Here is a 25,580-nt window from a genome sequence, read left to right as displayed (position 1 = left end):
ATAATCAATGTTCAAACACTGATATATCCGAAAAAAAGAATACCATTATCATTAAAGCAACATTAATTTTTGTAAAATATTCAATTAATTAGTTTGGAAACAAAAAAACAGATTTATCCAATAAACAAGAAAGCAGTTAAGTAACATTCTTATTTTCAGTATTTTAAATTAAAATTAAAGTAATTCGATAATTATACCAACAATTAATGAACAAATTAAGAATTTGCTCTATTAACTACTAAAACTATCAATCGATAATGAAATTTGGCAAAAAAACTAAACCAGATTTGGAGGAGGAATAAATATGGAAGCACTAATTAAATCATGCTTTGATAAATTTTCAAAAATTATTAGACGAGAGCCTTTTTCAACATCCAAAAATGACATTTCTAAAAAAGGATTGAACGTATAATATTTTATATCATGTTTGATTTCTTCAATAGACGAAGAACGAGTATTGCAATCTTCACATAGGCTCGTACCATCTTTGTCTTTTTCCAAGCAAGCCACAATTGTAGGCCCTGCCAGAAATAAAACAAAAAACAATAATACGATACTTGCAAAAACTTTCATGTCGGCAAAAGTAGAGGATAGAAATTGAATTAAAAAATGAGTTCTTTAAAATTAATTTATTTTTAACACGAAAAAAAGCCTAAGAAATACAATATATTACTTAGGCTCTCCATAAAATCTTTTTGGTTTATAAACTTTCTTCCAACCAGGCGTTCATCATCCAAATGGTTTTTTCTTGCTCTACAATAAAATCACTCATCATAGAATTCGTTCCTTCATCATTTATTTCTGAGGCTTTCATTAGAATATCTCTTTCTATTTTTAACAATTGAGAGAGTGAATTCACTATTAATTCAATACCAGCTACGTCATTCGAAATATTCTTTCCAACCGGTAATTGATTGAATTTAATGTAATCTTCAAAAGTATGCAATGGTCTTCCGCCCAATGTTAAAACCCTTTCAGCAATTAAATCAATTTTTAGCTGGGAATCATTGTACAACTCTTCAAATTTTAGATGTAAATCAAAGAATCGTCTTCCTCTAATATTCCAATGTAAACCACGTAAACTTTGATAATAGATTTGATAATTCGACAAAAGTACATTCAATTCAACTATTATAACCTCTGACTCTTCTACTGGTAATCCAATTGTATTTAGTTTCATGCTTTCTGTTTTATTTATTAATGTTCCTACTTGTATTTGGAACTATTTATTTATTACGATGTAACCTTAAAGCTACAGCAATACTCTACATCCTTTTTATTTTTTATCAAAATTATCTATTAAACTTAAAAAATAACTATAAATTAAATTGATTGTTTTTATATTTGCATAAAAATATACTATCTAATGACAATCACACAACTCAAATATGTTTTGGCTGTAGCCGAACACAAAAATTTCACTTTGGCTGCCGAAAAATGTTTTGTGACTCAACCCACGTTGAGTATGCAAATTCAAAAAATTGAAGACGAACTGAGTATACAAATCTTTGACCGTACCAAAAAACCGATTCAACTAACTGATATTGGCCAAAAAATTGTTAACCAAGCGAAAAACATCGTTAACGAAGCCGATCGCATACAAGATATAGTGGAACAACAAAAAGGATTTATTGGTGGTGAGTTTAGGCTCGGAATTATCCCGACAATCATGCCCACTTTACTTCCAATGTTTCTAAACAATTTCATCAAGAAATACCCAAAAGTAAAATTGATCATTGAGGAATTGAATACCGACGAAATAATTACAAAATTAAAAAACGGTAATCTCGATGCTGCAATTGCCGCAACACCACTAGAAGACGAAAAAATTAAAGAAATTGTACTCTACTTTGAACCTTTTGTTGCTTACATTCCAGAAAATAACACCATTTTTCAAAAAGAGGAAATTGAAGTAGACGACCTTAACATCAATGACATCTTGTTGCTTCAAGACGGGCATTGTTTTAGGGATGGAATTTTGAATTTATGCAAAAATAGAAATGAGTCGGGGTTAAAATCTTTTCAAATTGAAAGCGGAAGCTTTGAGACATTAATAAAACTGGCAGATGAAGGATTGGGAACTACTTTACTTCCCTATTTACACACCTTAGATCTAAAAGAATCGGACAAATTAAAACTCAGACATTTCAAGGAACCTAAACCAGCTCGTGAAGTGAGCTTAATATATCCAAAAAGTGAATTGAAGATTCAAATCATCGACGCTTTAAGAAGCACAATTGCAGGAGTTGTTAAAGGCGCAATTGTCTTTCAAAACGTCCAAATCGTTAGTCCGCTTCCGAAAAAATAATTCATAAAAAAAGGAACCAATTTGGTTCCTTTTATATTCTTAATTACCTTATATGTGAATTAAGCATCTTTTCAATTCTGGCTTTTCATCCGTAAAGAACAACAACCAATTTCTTAAATGTTCAATCTCATAAGGCAATAAACTCCTTAACGCTTTTTTCAACTCTTTTTCAAAAAGCTCAGGATCAAAACTTACTCTCTCGAGTACCATTTTTGTATAATCATAAATCATTCTAGACATAACAAAAAAGGTTTAAATATTTCGTTAGTAAACAGGTACAAAAGTATTGAAATATTTTAATCTTACAAAAAAAATAATCCATCAAAAACAAATACCATCGACAAATTACACGTTATATATGTAATACGAAGCTAAATAACTACAATGTGCAATTTTAGGCCCAGTTGCAAAACTTGTAAAAATATAAAAGGAACCAATTTCTTGGTTCCTTTTATTTATGGGTTTACAATTATTAAACACTGTTTCAATTCTGGCTTTTCAATTGTGAAGCTAAACAACCACTCTCTTAATTGATCCAGTTCGAAAGGTAAAAGTGTTCTTATTGCTTTTTCTAATTCTTTACAAAAAAGGACAGGGTCAAAACTCACTCTTTCTAGCACAGATTTTGTATAATCAAACATTACTTTAGACATAATAAATTAAGATTTTTTTGGGGTTAGATCTTGATTTTAACGTGATGTAAATGTACATTTTTTTCATATACAATTATTTTTTTTAACATAGAAATTCAAAAATTATAACGTTTTCGTAAAATAACTTTATATATCAAAGGCAAAAGAAAAACTTACTTTCTTGCTCTAAACATTTCTCTTTTTCCTGGAGGTCCTGCTAATTTTTCAACTGTGAATCCTACTTCAATCATACTCCTCTTCACAACACCCCTAGCCGCATAAGTAACTAACACTGAATCTGGTTTGAGGGCTTTGTACATTTTTTCAAATATTGAGGTACTCCATAATTCCGGTTGAACACGATAACCAAAAGCATCAAAATAAATCAAATCAAATTTTTCTATATCGTCAATATCCTGAAAAAATTGTTCCCTTTTGGTCAAAGAAAAATTTTCTGACAAATCATTTTTTTCTTCCCAATTTGTTGAATGTATTTTATCAAAAACAGCTTTTGAATCCAAAGCATCCAATTCCTCCAAATAATTCATGGATTGAATTTCATGTTCAGAAATCGGATAGGCTTCTACCCCAACATAATTAATTGTTTGACCAAGACCCTGAGCTTCCAAAAAGGTTATAAAAGTATTTAAGCCTGTACCAAAACCAATTTCAAGAATGGAGATACTTTGATTTGGAAACAATGCCAATCCATTTTTTATAAAAACATGCTTAGCTTCCTGTATTGCACCATGTTTAGAATGATAACATTCATTCCATTCTTTGATATGAATTGTTGTAGAACCATCCTGAGTACGTATAATTTCTCTTTCCAAAATGTATTTTTTGAGGTGATATAGTATTTCCGAACACTATAATGTGCTCAAAATTAAATAAAAGAATTTCTTATCGCTATCTAAAAACCATATTTTTTATATAATCCACATAATTTTACTTCAATTTTCAAATAAAATTATACAATAAATAAATCACAGTTAAACACCATAATTAATGATATTTTGACAAGTATTTATCCGATTTTTATTTAATTTTGCAATCAATATCAATGGTAATAGAAAACTTTTTTACTACAGCCATTTTATTAACTAAATAACTTTTTTTTTAAACATATTAAGCAACAATTATGAGTACCACTCAAGCCAACAAAATAGAAATAATAAAAGCAGCTACTTCAAAAATAAATGAAGTTGATTTTGATAATTTAAGCTTTGGAGCAGTATTCACAGATCATTTATTTGAGTGTGATTACATCAATGGAGAATGGCAACAACCAGTTATTAAACCGTATGCACCTTTCTTACTTGATCCATCTGCGAAAGTATTTCATTATGGACAAGCCATTTTTGAAGGTATGAAAGCTTACAAAGATGATAATAATGATGTATGGCTTTTTAGACCTGATGAAAACTACAAACGTTTCAATACATCAGCCGTAAGAATGGCTATGCCAGAAGTTCCTGAATTTGTTTTTATGGAAGGGTTGAAACAATTATTAAAATTAGATCAAGCTTGGGTAAAAAAAGGAAATGGAAGTACGATGTACATTAGACCTTTTATGATTGCTACAGGAACTGGCGTAGTTGCCAATCCATCTGAAGATTATAAATTCATGATTTTATTGTCACCAGCAAAAGCTTATTATTCTGGTGAAGTAAAAGTATTAATTGCAGAACATTATAGTAGAGCTGCCAATGGAGGTATTGGTGCTGCCAAAGCTGCCGGTAACTATGCTGCGCAATTCTACCCAACTACTTTGGCTAACAAACAAGGATTCCAACAAGTAATCTGGACTGATGACGCTACGCACACCAAACTTGAAGAAGCGGGCACAATGAACGTGTTTTTTAGAATAAACGACACTTTATTGACTGCTCCAGTAAGCGAACGTATTTTAGATGGTATTACCAGAAAAAGTCTTATCGACATGGCCAAAAAAGAAGGAATATCGGTAGAGGTTCGTCCTGTATTAGTTTCTGAACTTGTGGAAGCTTCAAAAAATGGAACTTTAAAAGAGATTTTCGGTGCTGGTACTGCTGCAGTTGTTAACCCGATTGCTGGTTACTCTTACAAAGACGTTTATTATGAATTACCAAAAATTGAAAATTCATTTGCTTCTTTATTGAAAGAAAAACTAACAAACCTTCAAAACAAACTAACTGAAGATACGTTTGGTTGGACAGTTAAGGTATAAATTTTAGACTGCAGAATCAAGATTGCAGATTGAAGTTATAAAAAAAGCGATTTTCAAATTGAAAATTGCTTTTTGTTTTTTTAAAATATGTATAGTCCTTAAATAAGCTTAGAAAAATCAGGTTTGAAATAATTAGGCCCTTTCATTACTTTCCCGTCTTCACGATAAATAGGATTTCCGTCTTCTCCTAATTTACTCATATTTGAGCGTTGAATTTCGTCAAAAACGGCTTCAATTTTGTGTTGTAGCCCATGTTCTATAATAGTACCACAAAGAATGTACATCATATCCCCCAATGCATCGGCAATTTCTACTAAGTCATTATTCTGAACTGCTTCAAGATACTCTTCATTCTCTTCTTTCATCAAATTGTAACGAAGTATATTTTTGGCTTCACCTAAACTAGCAATAGGCGTTTCACTGTGACCTATCCTAAATGCTGTATGAAATTCCTTAACAGCGTTGATTTGTTTTTCCATCCTTTATTATTATTTATTTGAAATGGAAAATTAACAACTATTTCTAAACTATTAGCTAAATTTGCCAAAAATTATTCAAACATGTTCAGCCAAGGTCAACTACTATTTGCACTCTGTTTTTTTATCGCTTTTGTCATAGCAATGGTATTTGCTTACCGAAAAGATGCCAACTTACACAAAGTTTTTTACAAAGGAAATTATAAAATCTTAATTGGCTTCTTAGTATTTATAGGACTCTTATTTGTTATCAAAATTTATTTTAAGCATTAATTTCAAAAAGATGCTAAGTTTCTAAGACGATTAGATTCAAAGATCTCAAACTGAAATTTAGTGCTTTCGCTAAATTAAAAAACGCCCACATCACTGTGGGCGTTTTTCGTATTGTAGCATTATACTTTTTAATTTTCTAATGGCAAGAAACCATAAATTTTAGAATAGTTCAACATTTGCTCCGCAAATGTTTTTGGTTGTTCTATCGCTATCGATATTATCTCTCCTTTCGCATTCAACTTAGGAACCAAAACTGGATTTACAAAACCACTATAAGGAGCGTCTGGAAATTGTTTATTACGTTCCAATACTTCAGCATGCAATTTTTGATCAACTTTTACACCATAATTTTCTACTAACGCTTTCCCTGCTTCATAATCGCCTTCAGATTTAATTCGCTGTACTTCTTTCAATAATTGACCAAATAAATCATGTAATTTATCGTAATCGGTAATGTTAAAATAGGTTTTTCCGTTACGAGTAATCATTTCGATAACATTGTCCTTTTTACCTTTTTCAAAAACCCAAGCACTTACCCATTGACGGTTTCTCATGTGAGCTTCCTCTATATTTGCACCCAATTCTAAACGAACTAATTGGGTCATCAAACCGTTTCTGATATAACTGTCATAACACTCCATTCCTAATTCTTTCCAATTATCTACCAAACCAATTTCTTGAATTTTAGGACTATATAAATAGTACAATCCAACTAAATCAGCTCTTCCCTCCTCTAATGTTGAAGAATAATTTTTCAAAGTTTCTTTTGGAGTTCCAACACCAGGATTGATTTGACCCGATGCATGTCCTACTACTTCATGTAAAGAAGTATGCAATTTACTTCCCAATTCAGCATATTTTTCAGCCAATCTTATTTCCTCTTCATCATTTGCAAATTCTTGCAGTTTTCCCTTTCCTGCTGCTTTGGAGTAAGCATCAATAATATTTCCAAGTGAAACCGATTTAGAACCATAATCTGCACGAATCCAATCTGCATTTGGCAAATTCACCCCAATTGGGGTACTTGGCGATGAATCTCCTGACTCTCCAGCAACTACAACTGTTTTATAAGAAACACCAACTACATTTTTCTTTTTGTGTTCTGGTGCCAATGGAGAATTATCTTCAAACCATTGAGCGTTTTTCGATACTACTTCCATTTTTTTGGACATATCAAAATCCTTAATTTGAACAATTCCTTCATAAGAACCTCTATATCCCAATGGATCATTATAAACTTCTATAAAACTGTTGATATAATCGATATTCCCTTCTGTCGCCTGCAACCAAGCAATATTATAATCATCCCAGGTTTTAAGATCTCCTGTTTTATAATATTTTATTAAAAGTCCAATTGCATCGCCTTGCTTTTTATTTTCGGCAACTTTTTGTGCTTTCCCCAACCAATAAATAATTTTATCGATCGCTGGTCCATACATACCGCCACTTTTCCAAACTTTCTCTTCTAATTGACCGTTCGCATTTCGAACCAATTTAGAATTCAAACCAAAAGAATACGGTTTCTTTGGATCTGGACTTTTTTTCGCAGCATAAAAAGCTTCTACTTCTTTTTGAGTGATACCTTTTTCATAGAAATTGATTGCTGATCCTTCCAATAGTCCTTTTGAAGTATCAAGATTTACTCTTTTCGAATCAACATCATTAAATAAAATAGCAACTATTTTAGGTGACAAAGTTGTTTTGGTAGCTTTCAACAAAGTATTGAAATAGGCTATTGAAAAATCTGGTTTGATTTTTTCAGTTGAATAATGATGGTGAATACCGTTTGAAAACCAAACTCTTTTCAAATAAATTTCAAAATTTTTCCAATCGGTTCCATTTTTATCACCTTTATAATTTTGATAAATATTCTCTAATGCTTTTCGGATCGTCAAATTGTATTTATAATGCTGATCCCACATTATATCACGACCAGAATTTCCGGCCTGTGTTAGATAATAAACCAATTCCTGCTCTTTCAGAGTAAGGTTTTCCCATCCTGGAATTTGATAACGTAAAACTTTTATGTCCGAAAACTGTTCTACGAAGAAATCGGAAGATTCTTTTTGAGTAGATTTTGCTGTTGCATTTTTATCGCCTTGTGCATTACTTACAATCGAAATCGCAAAAACCATGAAAAGGCCTGCTATTTTAACTAATTTCATTTATATTTCTTTTAGATGTTAAACAAATAAATACATAACAAATATACTGATTCTTTAAATAAATAATAAAAACAAAGCCTTGAATAATTCCTTATTTACATAATTATCAACTCAAAACATAGAATTTACCAGTACAATTTACATCCTAAAAATTCGTTCCATTTTAGTCTTTGTCCTAACATAAGAAAATACAAGTGGCCCAAAACACTTTAACATTTTATCTCTTGTTATTATAGTATAATTAATTAAATTTCTAACTTTACAACAGAAAACAATCAATCCCCATCATGAGAATTATCAAATACCTTTTTCTTTTATTTCTATTAAGCCTTGTGGCACTTACCATATATATTGCAACACAAAAAGGAAATTTTACAGTAAAGAGCAGTAAAGTAATTAATTCTCCAAAAGCAACCGTTTTTGGCTATGTAAATGATTATAAAAACTGGCAAAAATTCAGTTCATGGATTGCATTAGATAAGGATATGAAATTATCCTATTCCCCTACAACTGCAGGCCAAGGAAGCACTCTAACTTGGGAAGGTGTTAATGATATTGGTAATATTCAAACTTTATACACAAAAGGAAATGACAGTATTGTTCAAAAAATGGAATATAATGGCACTTCCTCTGATGTCTTTTGGAGTTTTAAAGACACTGTAGGAGGAACTAAGGTAACATGGAAATCCGTTGGCAAAATGGATTTTATGCTGAAAGTAAATTCTTTTTTTGGCGGGGGTACTCAAAATAAACTATCCAAAGTTTATGATAAATGTTTAGCAAATCTTGATAAAACGCTTGATTTTGAAAACACTACTTTTAGTGTAAAAATAAATGGGATAGTAAAAAAACTGGAGACTTTTTATTTAAGAGAATCCTTCACAAGCAAAATATCCGACATTACACGAAATGCGAATGTTGTATTCCCAAAGATTCTTACATTTTGCAAACAAAATAATTTACCCTTGAACGGAAAACCTTTTATTATCTATCACACATACGATACAATTAATAATTTAACCAAAGTCTCCTTTTGCATTCCGATAAAAGAACAGATTTTCACCAGTGAAGGAAGCGAAATCTTAGCTGGAAAACTGGTTGCTTTTGAAGCATTAAAAACTAGTTTAACTGGTAATTACACATACAAAAACAAAGCCTTAGAAAAAACAATTGAATACACCACTAACAAACATATCCTTATAGGATCTACTTTTTCGCATTTGGAAATATTTACGATTGGCAAAAATGAAAGTCTAAGTCCTTCAAAATGGCTAACGGATATGTATTTCCCGATAAAACCTAAAGTTATACCACCACCGTATAGAAAAGTTGTGAAAGACAGTACTAGAGTAGTTCCAACTACTATTAAAAATGAAGTGCAATCCGAATTTTAATTTATTTTCCTATTCGGATTAAACCTTTTTCATTCGTTCGCATCTAAGTTTAAAACAGGACAAATTGCAGGAAGAAAAGGAATTCATTGTTCGTCTATTGAACCCACAAACGCAAAATCAAGCGTTTCAAGAACTCCTGCATGGATATCAAAAACCGCTGTACAATCATATTCGGAACATCGTTTTGAGTCATGATGATACGGATGATGTTTTACAAAACACCTTCATAAAAGTATTTCAAAATTTGAAAAACTTTAAGGGTGAAAGCAAACTATTTTCTTGGATGTATCGCATTGCGACCAATGAAGCATTGACTTTTTTAAATCAAAAAGCAAGAAAAAGTGGTATTTCATCGGTTGAATTACAAAACAAGGCGATTGATAATTTGAAAGCAGACGTTTATTTTGAAGGGGACGAAATTCAAATCAAATTACAAAAAGCAATTGCGGTATTACCAGAAAAGCAACAATTAGTTTTTAAAATGAAATATTTTGAAGATTTAAAATACGAAGAAATTTCGGAAATACTAGGAACATCGGTAGGCGCATTAAAGGCATCTTATCATCATGCTGTAAAAAAAATAGAAGCTTTTGTAATTCTCCAATTAAACCTTTAAGTCAGGACGTAGTCAAATACACAATTATGAAAACATTTAAATTAGAAAACGGAACAAAAATAGATTCAGGATTTAAAACTCCAGACAACTATTTTGAAAATTTTTCGGCAAACTTGCTTCAAAAATTATCAGAAGAGCCAGTTGCAAAGGAAACCAAAGTGGTGTCTATTTTCAGAAAAAGAAAAACCGTTCTTATGGCTATTGCCGCAGTTTTTGTACTTGCTTTAATGATTCCTATAGCGTATCAAACAAATACAAAAAACAAAGAAGTAGATACGGTTACTTTAGAAAATTATTTAGCCGAAGAAACCAACCTGAATCAAGACGAATTAATTAGTGAAATTGAACCTGCAAACAGTACTATAATTTCAAACACAAAAGAATTAGAATCCGAAACACTTGAAGATGTTTTAGTTACCAATCCCAATATCGAAAATCTAGTAATTGAAAATTAAACTCAAAATTCTGCAAAAATGAATGTATTTAAAAAAATAAAAACCATGGACTTTAAAAAACTGTATCCCATACTATTTTTATTCTTATCCTTTAATTTTTACGCCCAAGGCGAAAGATTTAAAGAAAAAAGAGAGCAAATCAAAACAATGAAAGTGGCTTTTTTGACTAGCGAATTAAATCTTACTTCAAGTGAAGCCGAAAAATTCTGGCCTATTTACAACACCTTTGATGACAAGCAATTTGAATTGAGACATCAAAAAATGAAAGGCTATTTCAAAAGAATGCAAGATGATGAACTTGACAAATTATCCGAAAAAGATGCTGCTACGCTTTTAAATCAAATTGAAGACAGCGAAGAAGACTTGTTCAATCTAAGAAAAAAACTCACAATTAGCTTAAAAGAAATTCTCCCTTCGGTAAAAATAATAAAGCTCAAAAAAGCGGAAGAAGATTTCAACAGAAAACTACTGCAACAATATAAAGACAAAGGCTTAAAAAAATAGTTTTCTATTAATTCAAAACAATTCCCGTTTTATAAAATTCATTATAAAACGGGAATTTTCTATTTAAAACGAATTCGAATCATTTTATTACGACCAGCTGCAATTGCTGTACTCTCATCGATAAATCGAATAGTATATAAGCTTGGATCTTTACTAAACTGCACCCAATTTACACCACCATTTGAGGAATAATACAATCCCGAAGCTCCAACTGAAACAATTCCTTTCCCTTTGCTGTTAGGAACAAATTGAACACAGGAGGCATATCCAAAAGCTTCATTATTAGCTATAAGTTTCCAAGTTTTCCCACCATCATCAGTTATTGCTTTATTCTCAGAATTTTGATTTAACAACTCGTAATTACCACCCGATATAAATCCATTCTTAGAATCATAAAAATCAGCTGTAAAAATCCCAGTCATTTGTTTTCCTTGAATTATAGGAGTTTCGTAAACACTCCAAGAATTTCCTTTATCTGGTGAATAAAAAACTCTTGCTTTCTTTCCCCCGGAAACAATCCACGTATCATTTCCTTTTATAATTATATTGGTATTGCTTGCCGCAAAATGAGCTTCGCCTTCAAAAACTTTTGGAAGCTTATTATCTGGTAATTTATTCCAGGTATTTCCTCCATCATGCGTCCTTATTATAGAAAGACAATCTGTTATAGGATCTCCAATTGCAATTCCTTCTTTATCATTCCAAAACTGCATACTATCGTAAAAAACCTTTTTATTTTTCTCCTGATAGACCAATTTGGTCTTTTTTCCATCTTTGGTAATTTGATACAACAATCCGGGATTCGCTACACTTAGTACATATATATAGCTAGAAGTTTTAGCAATGCTTCTAAATTCTATTTTCAAAGTATCTTCTACGATGGTGTTTTCATTTTTTTTATTGGATTTTAAATCATAACAACCAAATCGATTTTTGTCTCCCGCATACCAAATCTTATCGCGATCAAATACAATTGCTCTGATACTAATTTTATCTTGAAAAAGTGTATCGATTTGAATTGAATTAAAATTAGTTTGCTCTCCTTTATTTATATTCTGAGCTTCCATAAAACACAAACAACTAAAAAACAGCACAGTTACAGTAATTATTCTTAACATATCTTCTTTATTTTTTTCAAATATATAATTTTATCCCAGACATATTAAAGATAAAACTAATTTCTGGCACAATTGTTGTATATAATCTAACACAAACAATTAACCTATTAAGCCATGAAAACTAAATTACAATTTGCCGCCATTATCGCCGCCTTTTTTGCTTTTCAAATGAATGCACAAAACAGAACCACTATAAGCGCAACTAATTCCGAAATTAGTGATAATTTAGATTTGACTGCGGTGTCTTCTATCTTTGGGGAATCTGAAAACTTAAACGATTTTGAAAGAAGATTAAACGACCCAAAACTTCAAATCTCAAATTTAGATTTGAACAACGACAATCGCGTTGATTATTTAAGAGTAATCGAATCTGTTGAGAACAGAACGCACGTAGTAATTATTCAGTCAGTTATTGGTCGTGATTTGTACCAAGACGTTGCTACTATTGAAATCGAAAAAGATAGAAGTAATAAAATTTCGATTCAAATAGTTGGAAACGCATATATTTATGGGCAAAATTACATTTACGAACCTGAATATTGCTACACACCACAAATTTACGCATCATTTTGGGCCAGCTATTACAGACCTTACTATTCAACTTGGACTTGGAACTATTATCCAACATATTATTATGCATGGAATCCCTATCCGATATATAGATACAGACAAAATGTGTATGGTTGTGTAAACTATTACAACACTTATAATTATGTAAGTTACAGAAGATGTAACAGAGCACCAGCAATTTACAACAATTACAGCTGTAATAGTTATGAAAGACAATATCCACAATATGCATTTTCCCGAAGAAACAATATGGTTTCAAACCGATATGAGTTAGACAAAAGAAGATACAGCACTAATAATGGATTAAAAAATGAAGTAGCTAACACCAGAAACAATCCAGGGTATTCCAGAAACAATATTAATTACAACGGTAATACTCAAAGAGAATACGCACAGAACAGAACTAACACTGCAAGAGTAGAGTCCCAAAGAGATTATACACAAAACAGAGTCAGTACTCAAAGAACAGAACCACAAAGAGAATACGCAGAGAACAGAGCTAGTTTCCCTAGAGAAAACAACACTCAAAGAGCGGAACCTCAAAGGGATTATTCTCAAAACAGAACCATTACTCCTAGAGAAAACAACACTCAAAGATCAGAACCTCAAAGGGATTATTCTCAAAACAGAACCAGTTCTCCAAGAGAAAACAACACTCAAAGAGCAGAACCTCAAAGGGATTATTCTCAAAACAGAACCAGTTCTCCAAGAGAAAATAACACTCAAAGAACTGAATCTCAAAGGGATAATTCTCAAAACAGAACTAGTTCACCAAGAGAAAATAACACCCAAAGAACTGAATCTCAAAGAGGTAACGATTATGCAGCGAGAGGCAATAACAGAAGAATCTAAATAAATTTAAAAAAGCGAAAAAGAGGCTTAATAGTAACATATTAAGCCTCTTTTATTATTTTAAAAAATAAGTCCTTTTATTATGTTAAAAACAGTAAATTTGTCGAGTTTTTATAAAAATAATACATGAGCGCAACGCACAAAGACCTCCATAGTAAATTAACTCTGGGTGGGTTATTAATTTCTTTAGGAATAATTTATGGAGACATTGGAACTTCTCCATTATACGTAATGAAAGCCATACTTGGCGAATACATAATAAATGCCGATGTTGTTTTAGGAGGTGTATCCTGTGTGTTTTGGACACTTACACTGCAAACTACAATCAAATATGTCCTTATTACATTAAGTGCCGATAATCATGGAGAAGGTGGGATTTTTGCCTTATATGCCTTGGTTAAAAAAACAAAAATCAAATGGTTGATTGTCCCTGCAATTATTGGCGGAAGCGCCTTGCTGGCGGACGGAATCATCACCCCTCCCATCTCAGTATCGTCTGCTGTTGAAGGAATGAGAAGTTATTTCCCTCAAATTAATACGGTTCCTATAGTAATTGGTATTTTAGTAATGTTATTTACTATTCAGCAATTTGGAACTAAATTAGTTGGAAAGTTTTTTGCCCCTATGATGTTGATATGGTTTGGTATGTTGGCCGTTCTGGGCATAAACCAAATTTCTTTACATCCAGAGGTTTTTAAAGCTATTAATCCTTATTACGCTTATCATTTATTAAGTATTCATCCAGAAGGTTTTTTCGTATTAGGATTTGTATTCCTGTGTACCACTGGAGCTGAGGCTCTATACTCAGACATGGGACATTGTGGAAGAAAGAATATTAGAATAAGCTGGATTTTTGTAAAATTAGCTTTAGTTTTAAACTACTTTGGACAGGCAGCGTATTTAATTCATCACGAAGGAACTACATTACAAGCACTTGGAGGTGATTTTGCCAATCCATTTTACTTGATAATGCCGTTATGGTTTAAACCATTTGGGATTGTAATTGCGACTGTAGCCACTGTAATTGCGTCTCAAGCCCTTATTTCTGGTTCTTTTACATTAATCAATGAGGCAATGCGATTAAGTTTTTGGCCAAAAGTTAAAATCAAATATCCAACAGAGCTCAAAGGTCAATTATACATTCCTTCTATAAACTGGTTATTACTTATTGGTTGTATTGGTATTGTATTGCATTTTGAAGAATCCAGTAATATGGAACATGCTTACGGTCTAGCCATTATTCTATGTATGATAATGACAACCATATTGTTGAATTTCTATTTGATAATGAAACGTGTAAAATGGTACTTTTTCGTTCCTTTAATTACCATTTATATGTGTATTGAATTGAGCTTTCTTGCCGCAAATATTACAAAATTTGCAGAAGGTGGTTATGTGACACTTTTCATTGCTCTAGTACTTATCGGTGTAATGACAATTTGGTACAGAGCCAAACAAATTAACAAAAGTTACACTAAAGTTGTAAAAATTGACGATTACAAAAAAGTACTTAGTGAATTAAGTGCCGATTTATCTATTCCAAAATACGCAACCCATTTGGTTTATATGACCAATGCTAACCGTAGTGATGAAATAGAAGAAAAAGTAATGTTTTCTATCTTGCAAAAAAGACCAAAAAGAGCTGACATTTACTGGTTTGTTCACGTAAATATTTTATCTGAGCCTTATAAAACTGAATATAAAGTAAGAGAAATTCTTAAAGACGATTTATACCGAGTAGATTTCAATCTAGGATTTAGAGAGCCTACCAAAATAAACCTAATGTTTAGAGAAGTTATCAAAGACATGGTAAAAAATGGTGAGGTGGATGTTACCAGTAGATATGAATCACTGAATAAAAACAATATTATTGGAGATTTCAAATTCGTTTTATCTGAGAAATTCCTCTCCAATGACAGTGATTTATTATGGCATGAAAAACTAATTATGAATTCTTATTTCTTCATTAAAAAACTAAGTTTATCCGAAGAAAGTGCCTTTGGACTCGACAGTAGTTCAGTGAAAATTGAAAAATTCCCAATGGTTCTTCACCCACCAGAAAACATCGGACTAACAAGAGTTTTTGTCAAAAACTAAAAACATTCATTCAAAAACACTGTTTCAATAACAGTGTTTTTTTTTTGATTAAAATATAAAACTTAGTTTTAACCAATAAATAGTACCTTTGCACTTCAATTATTTAAAATGAGATTACACAGAAATTTAGTTTATACTACTATTGATGCACTTAACGCTATTTTCAACGAAGGAGAATACGCCGACAAAGTAGTAGCAAGATCCCTAAAAAAAGACAAACGTTGGGGAAGTTCCGATAGAAAATTTGTAGCAGAAACCATCTACGAAGTCGTACGTTGGAAAAGATTATATGCAGAAATTGCCGAAGTAAAAGAACCTTATGACAGAGACAATCTTTGGAGAATGTTCTCAGTATGGGCAGTTTTAAGAGGATATCCAATTCCAGATTGGAGACAATTGGAAGGAACTCCAGAAAGAAAAATAAAAGGTCGTTTTGACGAACTATCAAAAATAAGAGCCCTAAAGGAATCTATTCCGGATTGGATGGATGAATTAGGTGTAAAAGAATTAGGCGAAAAAGTTTGGGCTACAGAAATAGCTGCACAAAACCAACCTGCCAAAGTTATTTTAAGAGTAAACACACTTAAAACTACCAAAGAAAACCTAAGAGCTATTTTGATGGATTTAAACATCGAAACAGAATTTCTAAAAGACCAACCAGATGCATTAGTTCTAAAAGAAAGAGCAAATGTTTTCTTGACGGATGCCTTCAAGCAAGGATTCTTTGAAGTTCAAGATGCCAATTCACAATTAGTAGCACATTTTCTGGATGTAAAACCAGGAATGCGAGTAGTAGATACTTGTGCAGGTGCAGGAGGAAAAACACTGCATATCGCTTCTTTGATGGAAAACAAAGGGCAATTGATTGCAATGGATTTGTACGAAAGCAAATTAAAACAATTAAAGCTTAGAGCCAAAAGAGACGGTGCTTTCAACATCGAATACCGTATCATTGATTCTACCAAAGTTATCAAAAAACTTCATGAAAGAGCCGATAGGGTCTTGATTGACGCCCCTTGCAGTGGATTAGGTGTACTTAAAAGAAATCCAGATGCAAAATGGAAATTACAACCCGAATTCATCGATAACATTAGAAAAGTACAGTCGGAAGTATTGGAAAGCTATTCAAAAATCGTAAAACCAGGCGGTAAATTAGTTTACGCAACCTGTTCCATTTTGCCTTCTGAAAATCAAGAACAAATTGCCCGTTTCTTGACAACTGATATTGGTAAACAATTCAATTTCATAAAAGAACAAAAAATATTGGCCTCAGAATCTGGTTTTGATGGTTTTTATATGGCTTTAATGGAAAGAAAAGAGTAAAATTTAAATTTCAATAACAATTGCAAAAATCAATTGCAATTGCAAGACACAAAAAAACTCCAATTTACATATTGAAAATTGGAGTTTTTTTTATGTCATTAAATCAAATCAAAAAAATTGAATTTTGAAATTGTTATTGTTATTGCTATTTCTTTAATCATTCATAGAGATTAAAAACTCATCGTTATTTTTGGTTTTCTTAAAACGATCATTGATAAAATCCATCGCTTCAACAGGGTTCATATCTGATAAATATTTACGCATAATCCACATTCTTTGCAATGTTTTTTGATCTAACAATAAATCATCACGTCTTGTACTGGATGATGTTAAATCAATAGCAGGGAAGATACGTTTGTTGGCAATTTTTCTATCCAATTGCAATTCCATGTTACCAGTCCCTTTGAATTCCTCAAAGATAACTTCGTCCATTTTGGAACCAGTTTCTGTCAAAGCAGTTGCAATAATACTCAAAGAACCACCATTTTCAACATTACGGGCAGCACCAAAGAAACGTTTTGGTTTTTGTAAAGCATTTGCATCAACACCTCCACTTAAAACCTTTCCCGAAGCTGGTTGCACTGTATTATAAGCTCTTGCCAAACGAGTTATAGAATCTAATAAAATAACTACATCATGGCCACACTCTACTAACCTTTTGGCTTTTTCCAAAACTATATTAGCAATCTTAACGTGTTCTTGTGGTTCTCTATCGAATGTAGATGCAATTACTTCCCCACGTACACTTCGTTGCATATCTGTAACCTCCTCTGGACGTTCATCTATCAATAAAACAATCAAATATACTTCGGGATGATTCGCTGCAATTGCATTCGCAATATCCTTTAATAACATCGTTTTACCCGTTTTTGGCTGTGCCACAATCATACCACGCTGTCCTTTTCCTATTGGAGAAAACAAATCAATAATTCGTGTTGAAATTGTACTTTGTTTTTCGGCTAATTTAAATTTATCAGAAGGAAAAACTGGAGTTAAATGTTCGAAAGAAACTCTATCACGAACTACTTGCGGGTCATGCCCATTAATTTTTAAAACTCGTACTAACGGGAAAAATTTCTCTCCTTCTTTTGGTGGACGCACCACACCTTTTACGGTGTCTCCGGTTTTTAAACCAAACAAACGCACCTGAGAAGTCGATAAATAAATATCATCTGGTGAAGCTAAATAATTATAATCAGAGGAACGTAAAAAACCGTAACCATCAGGCATCATTTCAAGAACACCTTCGCTTTCTATAATCCCGTCAAATTCAAAATCAGCATCTTTGAAATTGCTTTTTTTGTTTTTAAAATTTGGGTTCTGATTGGGATTTTGGTTTGAGTTTGTGTTTTGGTTTGAGTTTGTGTTTTGGTTGGAATTTCCATTTTGGTTGGGATTTCCAATAGGATTTGGATTAACCTTAATATTTGGGTTTTGTCCTTTTTTATTTAATTGATTTACTTCGTCAGTTCGCTTACGCTCGAGTGGATTTATTTTTTTTTCAGGAACAGAACTTTCTGTTTTCTCTACAATTACATCTGAATCCGAATCTGATGGAGTTTCTTCGGAAACTGCAACTTCTTTCAAAGCCTCTTTTTCTCTTAGCAAAGCCATCTTTTTTTCATAAGCAGATTTGCTAAACTTAACAACTTTAACTTCCTTTTTTGAAGCAACTCCTTCTTCTTTAGAAATATCACTATTGGAAGAAATAACCTTCTCTTTTTTTTCAGGAACAGCCACTATTTCTTGGATTACCTCCTCTTCTACTTTAGTTTCCAACAAAACTGGAGCTTCGCTTTTTTGAATCGCCACTTTTTTTACAGGTGCTATTCTAGCTCGCTTTGGCTTCTCTTCTTCTGTCGCTTTCTCTACCGTGGGTTTAACGACAGTAGCAGCTTGATGATCTAAAATAAGACTAATTAAAGTATCTTTTTTTACACCGTTGAATTTTATGGTTTTAGCCGTTTTAGCTATTTCTTGAAGCTCAGCAAGCTTCATTTCTTTTAATACAGAAATATCAAACATGAATGTTCTATTTGTTTAATTAATTTGGAAATAATGCAAAAGATTTTTTAGGTAGTATCTTATTTTAATGAACCGCAGTATGAAGTGCTTACGGTAATGTTATGCAATAATACAAATAAAATTTATCATACAATAGTATTTATTAAAAAGAAAATATATTTTTGTACAACAATACTAAGACATGATACAAAGAATTCAAACCGTATATTTAATCCTTACCTTTTTGGTGGTAGGTGTCTTACCATTTATTTTTCCGCTATGGACTTTAAGCGATGGTAAAGAATATTTTTTTATGCAAAACCAATTTTATGTAATATTGTTTGGCTTAAGTACTGCAATAACCATTTACAGCATAATATCATTTAAAAAAAGACAAACTCAATTTGTTGCCAACAGATTGACTATAGTATTAAATTTGATTTTATTAGGATTGTTTGTTTATCATTCACTAAATTTATCTGGAGAAACACCCGTTGTTTCTGAGAAAGGTATTGGGATGTTTCTACCTATCTTGGCCATTGTTTTCTTAGTTTTAGCTAACAAAGCCATCAAGAAGGATGAAGATCTTGTAAAATCTGTGGACAGATTGAGATAAACCTATAAAATTTAATTTATTAATGTGCGAAGAAATCCCGAATGTAACAGTTCGGGTTTTTTTATTAAAAGGATAATTTTTTTTTATTTGATAAATAAAAAAATAGTACAGATTAGGAATCTTTTTTTTTATAAATTTGAGTACTGTAATAGATAATATGACAAAGAATATACGAATTCATCTTGCCGATGATCACCAGATAATTTTACACGGTATACAAACTTTACTACAAACAATACCACATTTCGAAGTTGTTGGGTCATCGCTCAACGGAACAACTATTTACGATGACGTAACCAAGAATAAAGCTGATGTTCTTGTTTTAGACATTAGTATGCCCGAAAAAGACGGAATTGAAGTCGTTAAAGAATTTGCTCAAAAAGGTTTTCCTTGCAAAGTAATAATCCTTTCCAGTTATGATGATTTAAAATTAATCAAAGAAATCATGGACTTGGGAGTAAGTGGCTATTTGACCAAACAATGTGCCGGAGACAATATTATTGAGGCAGTTCAAGCTGTTGCAGATGGTGAAGAATATTTTTGCGAGTCCATTCGAGAAAAAATATTCTCAAATGCCACCAAAAACAATCCAAAACTAAACACTTACAAACCCAATATAAATCCATTACTGACCGAACGTGAAATAGAAATCATCATTTTGATTGCTCTGGAATATAGTGGTAAAGAAATAAGCGAGCAGCTTTTCATCAGTATTAATACAGTTGAAACGCATCGAAAAAACATTATGAAAAAATTAAAAGCAAAGAACACAATTGGCATTGTTAAGTATGCCATGAATAATCATTTAATTATATCTTAAGTTCGGAAAATTTCGAAAATTTATTTATCGCTTCTACAATAAATGGTATGCATCAAATTAGGTTTCGAATAGTAATCATTTTTTTATTTCTAATCTATTTTAGTCAAACCTCACTCGCCCAAAACAAAACTCTATCACAAAAAGAAACTACTAAACTCATAAAAGATGCTAGGACAAACAGAATTAATGGCGATTACGAAAACTCATTATTAAAATCAAGGGTAGCATTAGAGCAAGCCATTAAAAACAAAGATAACTCATTAATTGCTAATTGTTACTTAATCATAGCTTCCAATTTTGATGAACTAACAGAACCCTTAAAAGCGCTATACTATTACAACATTGGGCTTTACTATGTCAACAAAACAAACGACAACACTCTAAAAAATCAGTTCTACAATAACTTAGGCAACATCTATTGTTTTGACAAAAAACAATATGACAAAGGAATTTTTTATTACAAAAAATCGCTACAGCTTAGTCAGACAGTTCTTGACAGAAAACAAATATTCCTCACAAAACTAAATATTACTTGGGCTTATTTTGACATTGAAAAGTTTGCTGAAGGACTCACTTATTTGCGATATATCAATAAATACCAATCTATTGATGGAAATGACTCTACTATTGTAGCTTTGAATATGTTGAACGGTATGTACTATAGTTTTATCAACAACATTGAAAAAGCCACTTTTTATTTCGAAAAAGCCATTAAACTTGGCACTATTGGAAATGAGAAATCCGACCTGTCCTACTCCTATTTAGAATATTCAAAATTTTTAAATAAAATCAATCAGCCAAAAAAAGCCTATGAGAATCTCATGTTGTATTACAAAATTACCAATGAGCTAAACATAGAAGAAAAACTAACCAAAGCCAATGTCATAGGTGTTAATCTCGAAATTGACCATTATAAGAGAGAGATCGACAAGATTGAAACAACTTATAAAATAAAGCAGAACAAACTCATTCAAGAACAATCCAAAAATAAAAAAATTGCCATTATCGTACTTTTTCTTTTATTGTGTGTGATTATTTTCTTCTATTTTTTCGTTCAAAACATTCGTTTGAAACAAAAAAACAGACTCAAAGATATCCGAAGTAAAATACAGGAAAATATCATCAATGCTTCTATTGACGGACAAGAATTGGAACGAAAAAAAATTGCCTCTTTTCTGCACGACAACATCAGCTCCCTTCTTTCCTCGGCTGGTTTACATCTTAATGTTTTTACTTCAATCAATAAAGCCCAACCCGAAGAAATAAACAAAACAAAAGAAATCCTCGAAGAGGCGCACAATCAAATCCGAAACCTTTCCCATGAACTGATGCCTACTCTATTGGTTCGATTTGGATTATTATATGCACTGGAAGATTTATGTGAAAAAACATCCAATTCAAGAATTAAGATTAATTTTAATTCAAGCATCTCAATTAAAAAAAGATACAACGAAGATTTTGAAATGAAACTCTATTTTATAATTGCTGAATTACTGAACAATATCATAAAACACAGTGGAGCAACTACCGCAGATGTTACGATCAAAGAAATGGAAAATAAACTTTTTGTAGTAGTGTCCGACAATGGAAATGGTTTTATGGACAGTAAACTTGAAGTCACCGAAGGTTTTGGAATCAACCAAATTCGAGCAAGAATAAACAATATGAAAGGAGAATTTATTATTAATTCCACATTAAACAAAGGCACAGTGGTTAGCTTAAAAATTCCAATAGTATATTAAGAACACTATGCTTTTTTATCTATTTCGATAATCTCCAAATCTTTAATTGCCTCTCCATCTATTATAAAACGAAGCATTGTCCTCACCTGATGAAAACCACTTTTACCGGCAGCACCCGGATTCATGTGTAGCAGATTATTTTTTTTGTCAAAAATCACTTTTAGAATATGTGAATGTCCGCAAATAAACAACTTTGGCGGATTTGACGCTATTTCAGCTTTTAAAGTCGGATTGTATTTTCCTGGATAACCGCCAATATGTGTAATCCAAACATCTACTCCTTCACAAAAAAAACGGTTGTGTAAAGGAAATTCCAAACGTGCTTGGGCATCATCAATATTGCCATAAACACAACGTAAAGGCTTCAACTTCTTTATGGTGTCCGTAACGACCAAATCCCCAATATCACCTGCATGCCAAACCTCATCAGCTTGTGCGACATATTTTAAAATCGTATCATCAATGTGACTGTGAGTATCCGAAAGAAGGAGAATTTTTTTCATATTTCTGGGAACTATTTACTTCGTCAATTCGCTATGCTCGTGTCTGCTATCCGTTTCAATCCACGCCCAAAAGCGTGGGATTTCCACTTCTATCAGGGCTATGAGATTTAAGCAAAAATAGACATTCTAGTTTTAAATAAAAAACAACCAAACAAGATACATTCTTTGTAAATTTGCAACAAAAAAAAATAGCAGTTCTCAGTTATAGGTTGTCGGACTTCAAAATCTAAAATCTAAAATCTGCAATCTATCCCGATAGCTATCGGGACTGCAATCTAAAATCTGCACCTTGAGGTATTTTATAAAACTAGCTTACAACGGAACTCACTATCACGGTTGGCAATACCAACCCAATGCTGCCTCTGTACAGGAAACAATGAACAAGGCTTTTTCGATTATTCTCAATACAGAGATTAATCTTATGGGAGCCGGAAGAACAGATACTGGAGTTCACGCCAAAGAAATGTATGCCCATTTTGATTTGGAAACCCCATTCGATATTCCGAATATAATACACAAACTCAATTCTTTTTTGCCAAAAGACATTGTTATATATGACGTTTTTCCCGTTGCTGATGAAGCTCACACTCGTTTTGACGCCACAAAAAGAACTTACGAATACCATATAAATACTTTTAAAGATGCTTTTCTTCAAGAACAAAGCTGGCACTTCCACCAAAAACTGGATTTGGACTTAATGAACGAAGCTGCAAAATCATTGTTAAATCATACTGATTTCCAATCTTTTTCAAAGGTGAACACCGACGTAAACACCTTTGATTGTAGTATATTTGAAGCCTATTGGAAACAAGAGGATGGAAAATTAATTTTTACCATTTCGGCCAATCGGTTTTTAAGAAATATGGTTCGTTCGATTGTGGGAACTTTGATTAATATTGGACTTCACAAAATCACTTTGGATGATTTTGAAACTATTATTGAAAGTAAAAACAGAGACAAAGCTGGATTTTCGGTTCCGGCACATGGGTTATATTTAACCAAAATTGAATACGATTATATTACGAAATAGCCCTGATAGTAGTGGAAATCCTTTTCTATTTTTCCTTTAAAAATAGAAAAGATTGCAACGAATAGCAGGATTAGCTCCAAAAAAATAAAATGAAAGCAAAAGCATTTGATACCCGATTATTCAAGAGAATATTAAAATATACAAAACCCTATCAATGGCGTTTTAATGGTGTGATTATTTTTGCCATTTCACTATCTGTTTTTGCTGCACTTCGCCCCTATTTACTAAAACAAACAGTTGATAGTTATATACAACCTAAAGACCAAAATGGTTTATTGATGTATATTACTTTGATGGGAATTATTCTTTTACTGGAAGTTTTCTCCCAATTTTTCTTTGTGTATTGGGCCAACTGGCTTGGACAGGATATTGTGAAGGATATTAGGGTAAAACTGTTCAAACACATTTTGAGTTTTAGAATGAAATATTTTGATTTGGTCCCAGTAGGTCAACTCGTAACTCGTTCTGTATCGGATATTGAAGCGATTGCCCGTATTTTCAGCCAAGGATTATTTATGATTATAAGTGACTTGATGAAAATGCTCGTGGTTCTTATTTTTATGTTTTACATGAACTGGAAACTGACGTGGATTGTGATTGTCGCGATGCCAATCTTGGTTTTTATTACCCGTATTTTCCAAAAAAAGATGCAAGTTGCCTTTGAGGAAGTGCGTACCCAAATCGCCAACATGAACTCTTTTGTCCAAGAAAGAGTTACTGGGATGAAAATTGTTCAGCTTTTTCACCGCGAAGACATTGAAGCCGAAAAATTCAGGGTAATCAACGACAAACACAATAGAGCCTGGATAAAAACCATTTTATACAACTCGATTTTCTTTCCAATTGCCGATATTATTTCGTCATTAACACTTGGTTTTATCGTTTTATACGGCGGATTTCATATTTTAGAAGGAGATACTTCGACTACTTTTGGGGATTTATTTTCGTATACAATGTTCATCGGAATGTTGTTTAACCCGTTGCGTCAAATTGCGGATAAGTTCAACGAGATGCAATTAGGAATGATTGCTGCCAACCGTGTTTTTGACATATTGGACACACAAGACCAAATACAGGATACTGGAACCATCGAAGCACCTTTATTTGACGGAGACATTCGTTTTGAAGAAGTGCGATTTGGTTATATTCCAAACGAAGAAGTGATAAAAGGAATCAATCTTGAAGTAAAAGCAAGTCAGACTATTGCTATTGTGGGTTCTACTGGAGCGGGAAAATCGACAATTATCAACTTACTGAATCGTTTCTACGAAATCAATAGCGGTTCCATTTTTATAGATGGTCATAATATTGAGAACTATAGTTTGGGCTCTTTGCGCAAGCAGATTGCAGTAGTTTTGCAAGATGTATTTCTTTTTGCCGATACCATTTACAATAATATTACATTAAACAATCCTGAAATTACTCGTGATCAGGTTTTGGCAGCAGCAAAAAAAATTGGTGTTCATGATTTCATTATGAGCTTGCCAGACAATTATGATTTTGATGTAAAAGAACGTGGTGTAATGCTGTCCTCTGGTCAAAGACAACTTATTGCTTTTTTACGTGCTTATGTAAGTAATCCGAGTATTCTTATTTTGGACGAAGCGACTTCTTCTATTGATACCTATTCAGAAGAATTAATTCAACGCGCTACCGAAACTATTACCAAGGGAAGAACATCGATTGTAATTGCACATCGATTGGCAACCATTGTCAATGCCGATAAAATTGTGGTTATGGACAAAGGTTTAATTGTTGAACAAGGCACTCACCAAGAGTTAATAAACCAAGAAAAAGGATATTATAAAAACTTGTATGATTCGCAGTTTTCAGTTACAAATTAGTTTTAAATTAAAGAAAATTATCACAATAC

General features: G+C 32.2%; 25 protein-coding genes. 15 read left to right on the top strand and 10 right to left on the bottom strand.

The genetic code is table 11. The annotated features are described in order from the left end of the window. Positions 1-276 precede the first annotated feature (276 nt). Together HQN62_RS08410 and HQN62_RS08405 are read right to left on the bottom strand one after the other, a co-directional pair. Complete coding sequence (locus HQN62_RS08410; protein ID WP_116795598.1) at positions 277-573, bottom strand: hypothetical protein; 297 nt, start codon at positions 571-573, stop codon at positions 277-279. Between the two features lie 127 nt (positions 574-700). Next, positions 701-1,180 (bottom strand): Dps family protein, encoded by a 480-nt coding sequence (locus HQN62_RS08405; protein ID WP_173504009.1) that lies wholly within the window; start codon positions 1,178-1,180, stop codon positions 701-703. Between the two features lie 186 nt (positions 1,181-1,366). On the opposite strand from HQN62_RS08405, the gene HQN62_RS08400 reads away from it, so the two are divergent. Further along, entirely contained in the window at positions 1,367-2,308 is a 942-nt protein-coding gene (locus HQN62_RS08400; protein ID WP_173504008.1) for a hydrogen peroxide-inducible genes activator, read from the top strand. Between the two features lie 48 nt (positions 2,309-2,356). Here the strand turns inward: HQN62_RS08400 and HQN62_RS08395 are convergent, their stop codons facing one another. The 3 genes from HQN62_RS08395 to mnmC2 all read right to left on the bottom strand — a co-directional run bounded on the left by HQN62_RS08395 (position 2,357) and on the right by mnmC2 (position 3,773). Next, the gene (locus HQN62_RS08395; RefSeq protein ID WP_116795601.1) at positions 2,357-2,548 is read right to left on the bottom strand and encodes a hypothetical protein; all 192 of its coding nucleotides are present in this window, start codon (positions 2,546-2,548) and stop codon (positions 2,357-2,359) included. A gap of 215 nt (positions 2,549-2,763) precedes the next feature. After that, entirely contained in the window at positions 2,764-2,961 is a 198-nt protein-coding gene (locus HQN62_RS08390; RefSeq protein ID WP_111409149.1) for a hypothetical protein, read from the bottom strand. A gap of 152 nt (positions 2,962-3,113) precedes the next feature. After that, entirely contained in the window at positions 3,114-3,773 is a 660-nt protein-coding gene (mnmC2, locus tag HQN62_RS08385) for a tRNA (5-methylaminomethyl-2-thiouridine)(34)-methyltransferase MnmC2 (protein ID WP_116795602.1), read from the bottom strand. Positions 3,774-4,081: 308 nt separating this feature from the next. On the opposite strand from mnmC2, the gene HQN62_RS08380 reads away from it, so the two are divergent. Then, positions 4,082-5,149, top strand: a complete 1,068-nt coding sequence (locus HQN62_RS08380) for a branched-chain amino acid aminotransferase (protein ID WP_173504007.1) — start codon at positions 4,082-4,084, stop codon at positions 5,147-5,149. Positions 5,150-5,247: 98 nt separating this feature from the next. Here the strand turns inward: HQN62_RS08380 and HQN62_RS08375 are convergent, their stop codons facing one another. Further along, positions 5,248-5,628, bottom strand: a complete 381-nt coding sequence (locus HQN62_RS08375) for a pyrophosphohydrolase domain-containing protein (protein WP_116795604.1) — start codon at positions 5,626-5,628, stop codon at positions 5,248-5,250. An 81-nt stretch (positions 5,629-5,709) separates the two neighbouring features. Between HQN62_RS08375 and HQN62_RS18915 the strand changes: the two genes are divergently transcribed. Next, positions 5,710-5,898: a hypothetical protein gene (locus tag HQN62_RS18915; protein ID WP_116795605.1), complete on the top strand. Its 189-nt coding sequence runs from the start codon at positions 5,710-5,712 to the stop codon at positions 5,896-5,898. A gap of 128 nt (positions 5,899-6,026) precedes the next feature. Here HQN62_RS18915 and HQN62_RS08370 read toward each other — a convergent pair whose 3' ends face one another. Next, positions 6,027-8,063, bottom strand: coding sequence for a dipeptidyl-peptidase 3 family protein (locus HQN62_RS08370; RefSeq protein ID WP_173504006.1), 2,037 nt, complete (start codon positions 8,061-8,063; stop codon positions 6,027-6,029). A gap of 287 nt (positions 8,064-8,350) precedes the next feature. Between HQN62_RS08370 and HQN62_RS08365 the strand changes: the two genes are divergently transcribed. The 4 genes from HQN62_RS08365 to HQN62_RS08350 all read left to right on the top strand — a co-directional run bounded on the left by HQN62_RS08365 (position 8,351) and on the right by HQN62_RS08350 (position 11,032). Next, positions 8,351-9,457, top strand: a complete 1,107-nt coding sequence (locus HQN62_RS08365) for an SRPBCC family protein (protein ID WP_116795607.1) — start codon at positions 8,351-8,353, stop codon at positions 9,455-9,457. 64 nt (positions 9,458-9,521) lie between these two features. After that, positions 9,522-10,073 (top strand): RNA polymerase sigma factor, encoded by a 552-nt coding sequence (locus HQN62_RS08360; protein WP_116795608.1) that lies wholly within the window; start codon positions 9,522-9,524, stop codon positions 10,071-10,073. A gap of 26 nt (positions 10,074-10,099) precedes the next feature. Further along, a complete protein-coding gene (locus HQN62_RS08355; protein WP_173504005.1) occupies positions 10,100-10,528 on the top strand; it encodes a hypothetical protein in 429 nt (142 codons plus the stop codon). Between the two features lie 18 nt (positions 10,529-10,546). Then, positions 10,547-11,032, top strand: coding sequence for a sensor of ECF-type sigma factor (locus HQN62_RS08350; protein WP_254454504.1), 486 nt, complete (start codon positions 10,547-10,549; stop codon positions 11,030-11,032). Positions 11,033-11,091: 59 nt separating this feature from the next. Here the strand turns inward: HQN62_RS08350 and HQN62_RS08345 are convergent, their stop codons facing one another. After that, entirely contained in the window at positions 11,092-12,150 is a 1,059-nt protein-coding gene (locus tag HQN62_RS08345) for a WD40/YVTN/BNR-like repeat-containing protein (RefSeq protein ID WP_173504004.1), read from the bottom strand. Positions 12,151-12,264: 114 nt separating this feature from the next. Between HQN62_RS08345 and HQN62_RS08340 the strand changes: the two genes are divergently transcribed. From HQN62_RS08340 to HQN62_RS08330, 3 genes are all read left to right on the top strand, one after another. Then, entirely contained in the window at positions 12,265-13,572 is a 1,308-nt protein-coding gene (locus HQN62_RS08340; protein ID WP_116795611.1) for a hypothetical protein, read from the top strand. A 126-nt stretch (positions 13,573-13,698) separates the two neighbouring features. Beyond that, positions 13,699-15,669, top strand: coding sequence for a KUP/HAK/KT family potassium transporter (locus HQN62_RS08335; RefSeq protein ID WP_116795612.1), 1,971 nt, complete (start codon positions 13,699-13,701; stop codon positions 15,667-15,669). Positions 15,670-15,777: 108 nt separating this feature from the next. Further along, the gene (locus HQN62_RS08330) at positions 15,778-16,992 is read left to right on the top strand and encodes an RsmB/NOP family class I SAM-dependent RNA methyltransferase (protein ID WP_173504003.1); all 1,215 of its coding nucleotides are present in this window, start codon (positions 15,778-15,780) and stop codon (positions 16,990-16,992) included. Between the two features lie 153 nt (positions 16,993-17,145). Here the strand turns inward: HQN62_RS08330 and rho are convergent, their stop codons facing one another. Further along, complete coding sequence (gene rho, locus HQN62_RS08325) at positions 17,146-19,017, bottom strand: transcription termination factor Rho (RefSeq protein WP_173504002.1); 1,872 nt, start codon at positions 19,015-19,017, stop codon at positions 17,146-17,148. A gap of 181 nt (positions 19,018-19,198) precedes the next feature. On the opposite strand from rho, the gene HQN62_RS08320 reads away from it, so the two are divergent. The 3 genes from HQN62_RS08320 to HQN62_RS08310 all read left to right on the top strand — a co-directional run bounded on the left by HQN62_RS08320 (position 19,199) and on the right by HQN62_RS08310 (position 22,174). Next, positions 19,199-19,612 (top strand): DUF4293 domain-containing protein, encoded by a 414-nt coding sequence (locus HQN62_RS08320; protein WP_116795615.1) that lies wholly within the window; start codon positions 19,199-19,201, stop codon positions 19,610-19,612. 157 nt (positions 19,613-19,769) lie between these two features. Then, positions 19,770-20,432, top strand: coding sequence for a response regulator transcription factor (locus tag HQN62_RS08315; protein ID WP_116795616.1), 663 nt, complete (start codon positions 19,770-19,772; stop codon positions 20,430-20,432). Positions 20,433-20,479: 47 nt separating this feature from the next. Then, the gene (locus tag HQN62_RS08310) at positions 20,480-22,174 is read left to right on the top strand and encodes a tetratricopeptide repeat-containing sensor histidine kinase (RefSeq protein WP_173504001.1); all 1,695 of its coding nucleotides are present in this window, start codon (positions 20,480-20,482) and stop codon (positions 22,172-22,174) included. 5 nt (positions 22,175-22,179) lie between these two features. Here the strand turns inward: HQN62_RS08310 and HQN62_RS08305 are convergent, their stop codons facing one another. After that, positions 22,180-22,677 (bottom strand): metallophosphoesterase family protein, encoded by a 498-nt coding sequence (locus tag HQN62_RS08305; protein ID WP_173504000.1) that lies wholly within the window; start codon positions 22,675-22,677, stop codon positions 22,180-22,182. A 289-nt stretch (positions 22,678-22,966) separates the two neighbouring features. On the opposite strand from HQN62_RS08305, the gene truA reads away from it, so the two are divergent. Together truA and HQN62_RS08295 are read left to right on the top strand one after the other, a co-directional pair. Beyond that, entirely contained in the window at positions 22,967-23,707 is a 741-nt protein-coding gene (gene truA / locus HQN62_RS08300) for a tRNA pseudouridine(38-40) synthase TruA (protein ID WP_173503999.1), read from the top strand. An 89-nt stretch (positions 23,708-23,796) separates the two neighbouring features. After that, on the top strand, positions 23,797-25,551 hold the full coding sequence (locus tag HQN62_RS08295; protein ID WP_173503998.1) for an ABC transporter ATP-binding protein: 1,755 nt from the start codon (positions 23,797-23,799) through the stop codon (positions 25,549-25,551). Positions 25,552-25,580: the final 29 nt, after the last annotated feature.

The sequence above is a fragment of the Flavobacterium sp. M31R6 genome, from assembly GCF_013284035.1.
GTDB lineage: Bacteria > Bacteroidota > Bacteroidia > Flavobacteriales > Flavobacteriaceae > Flavobacterium.
Note: the sequence above shows the minus strand (reverse complement) of the source record. Positions and strands in the feature narration are given on the sequence as shown.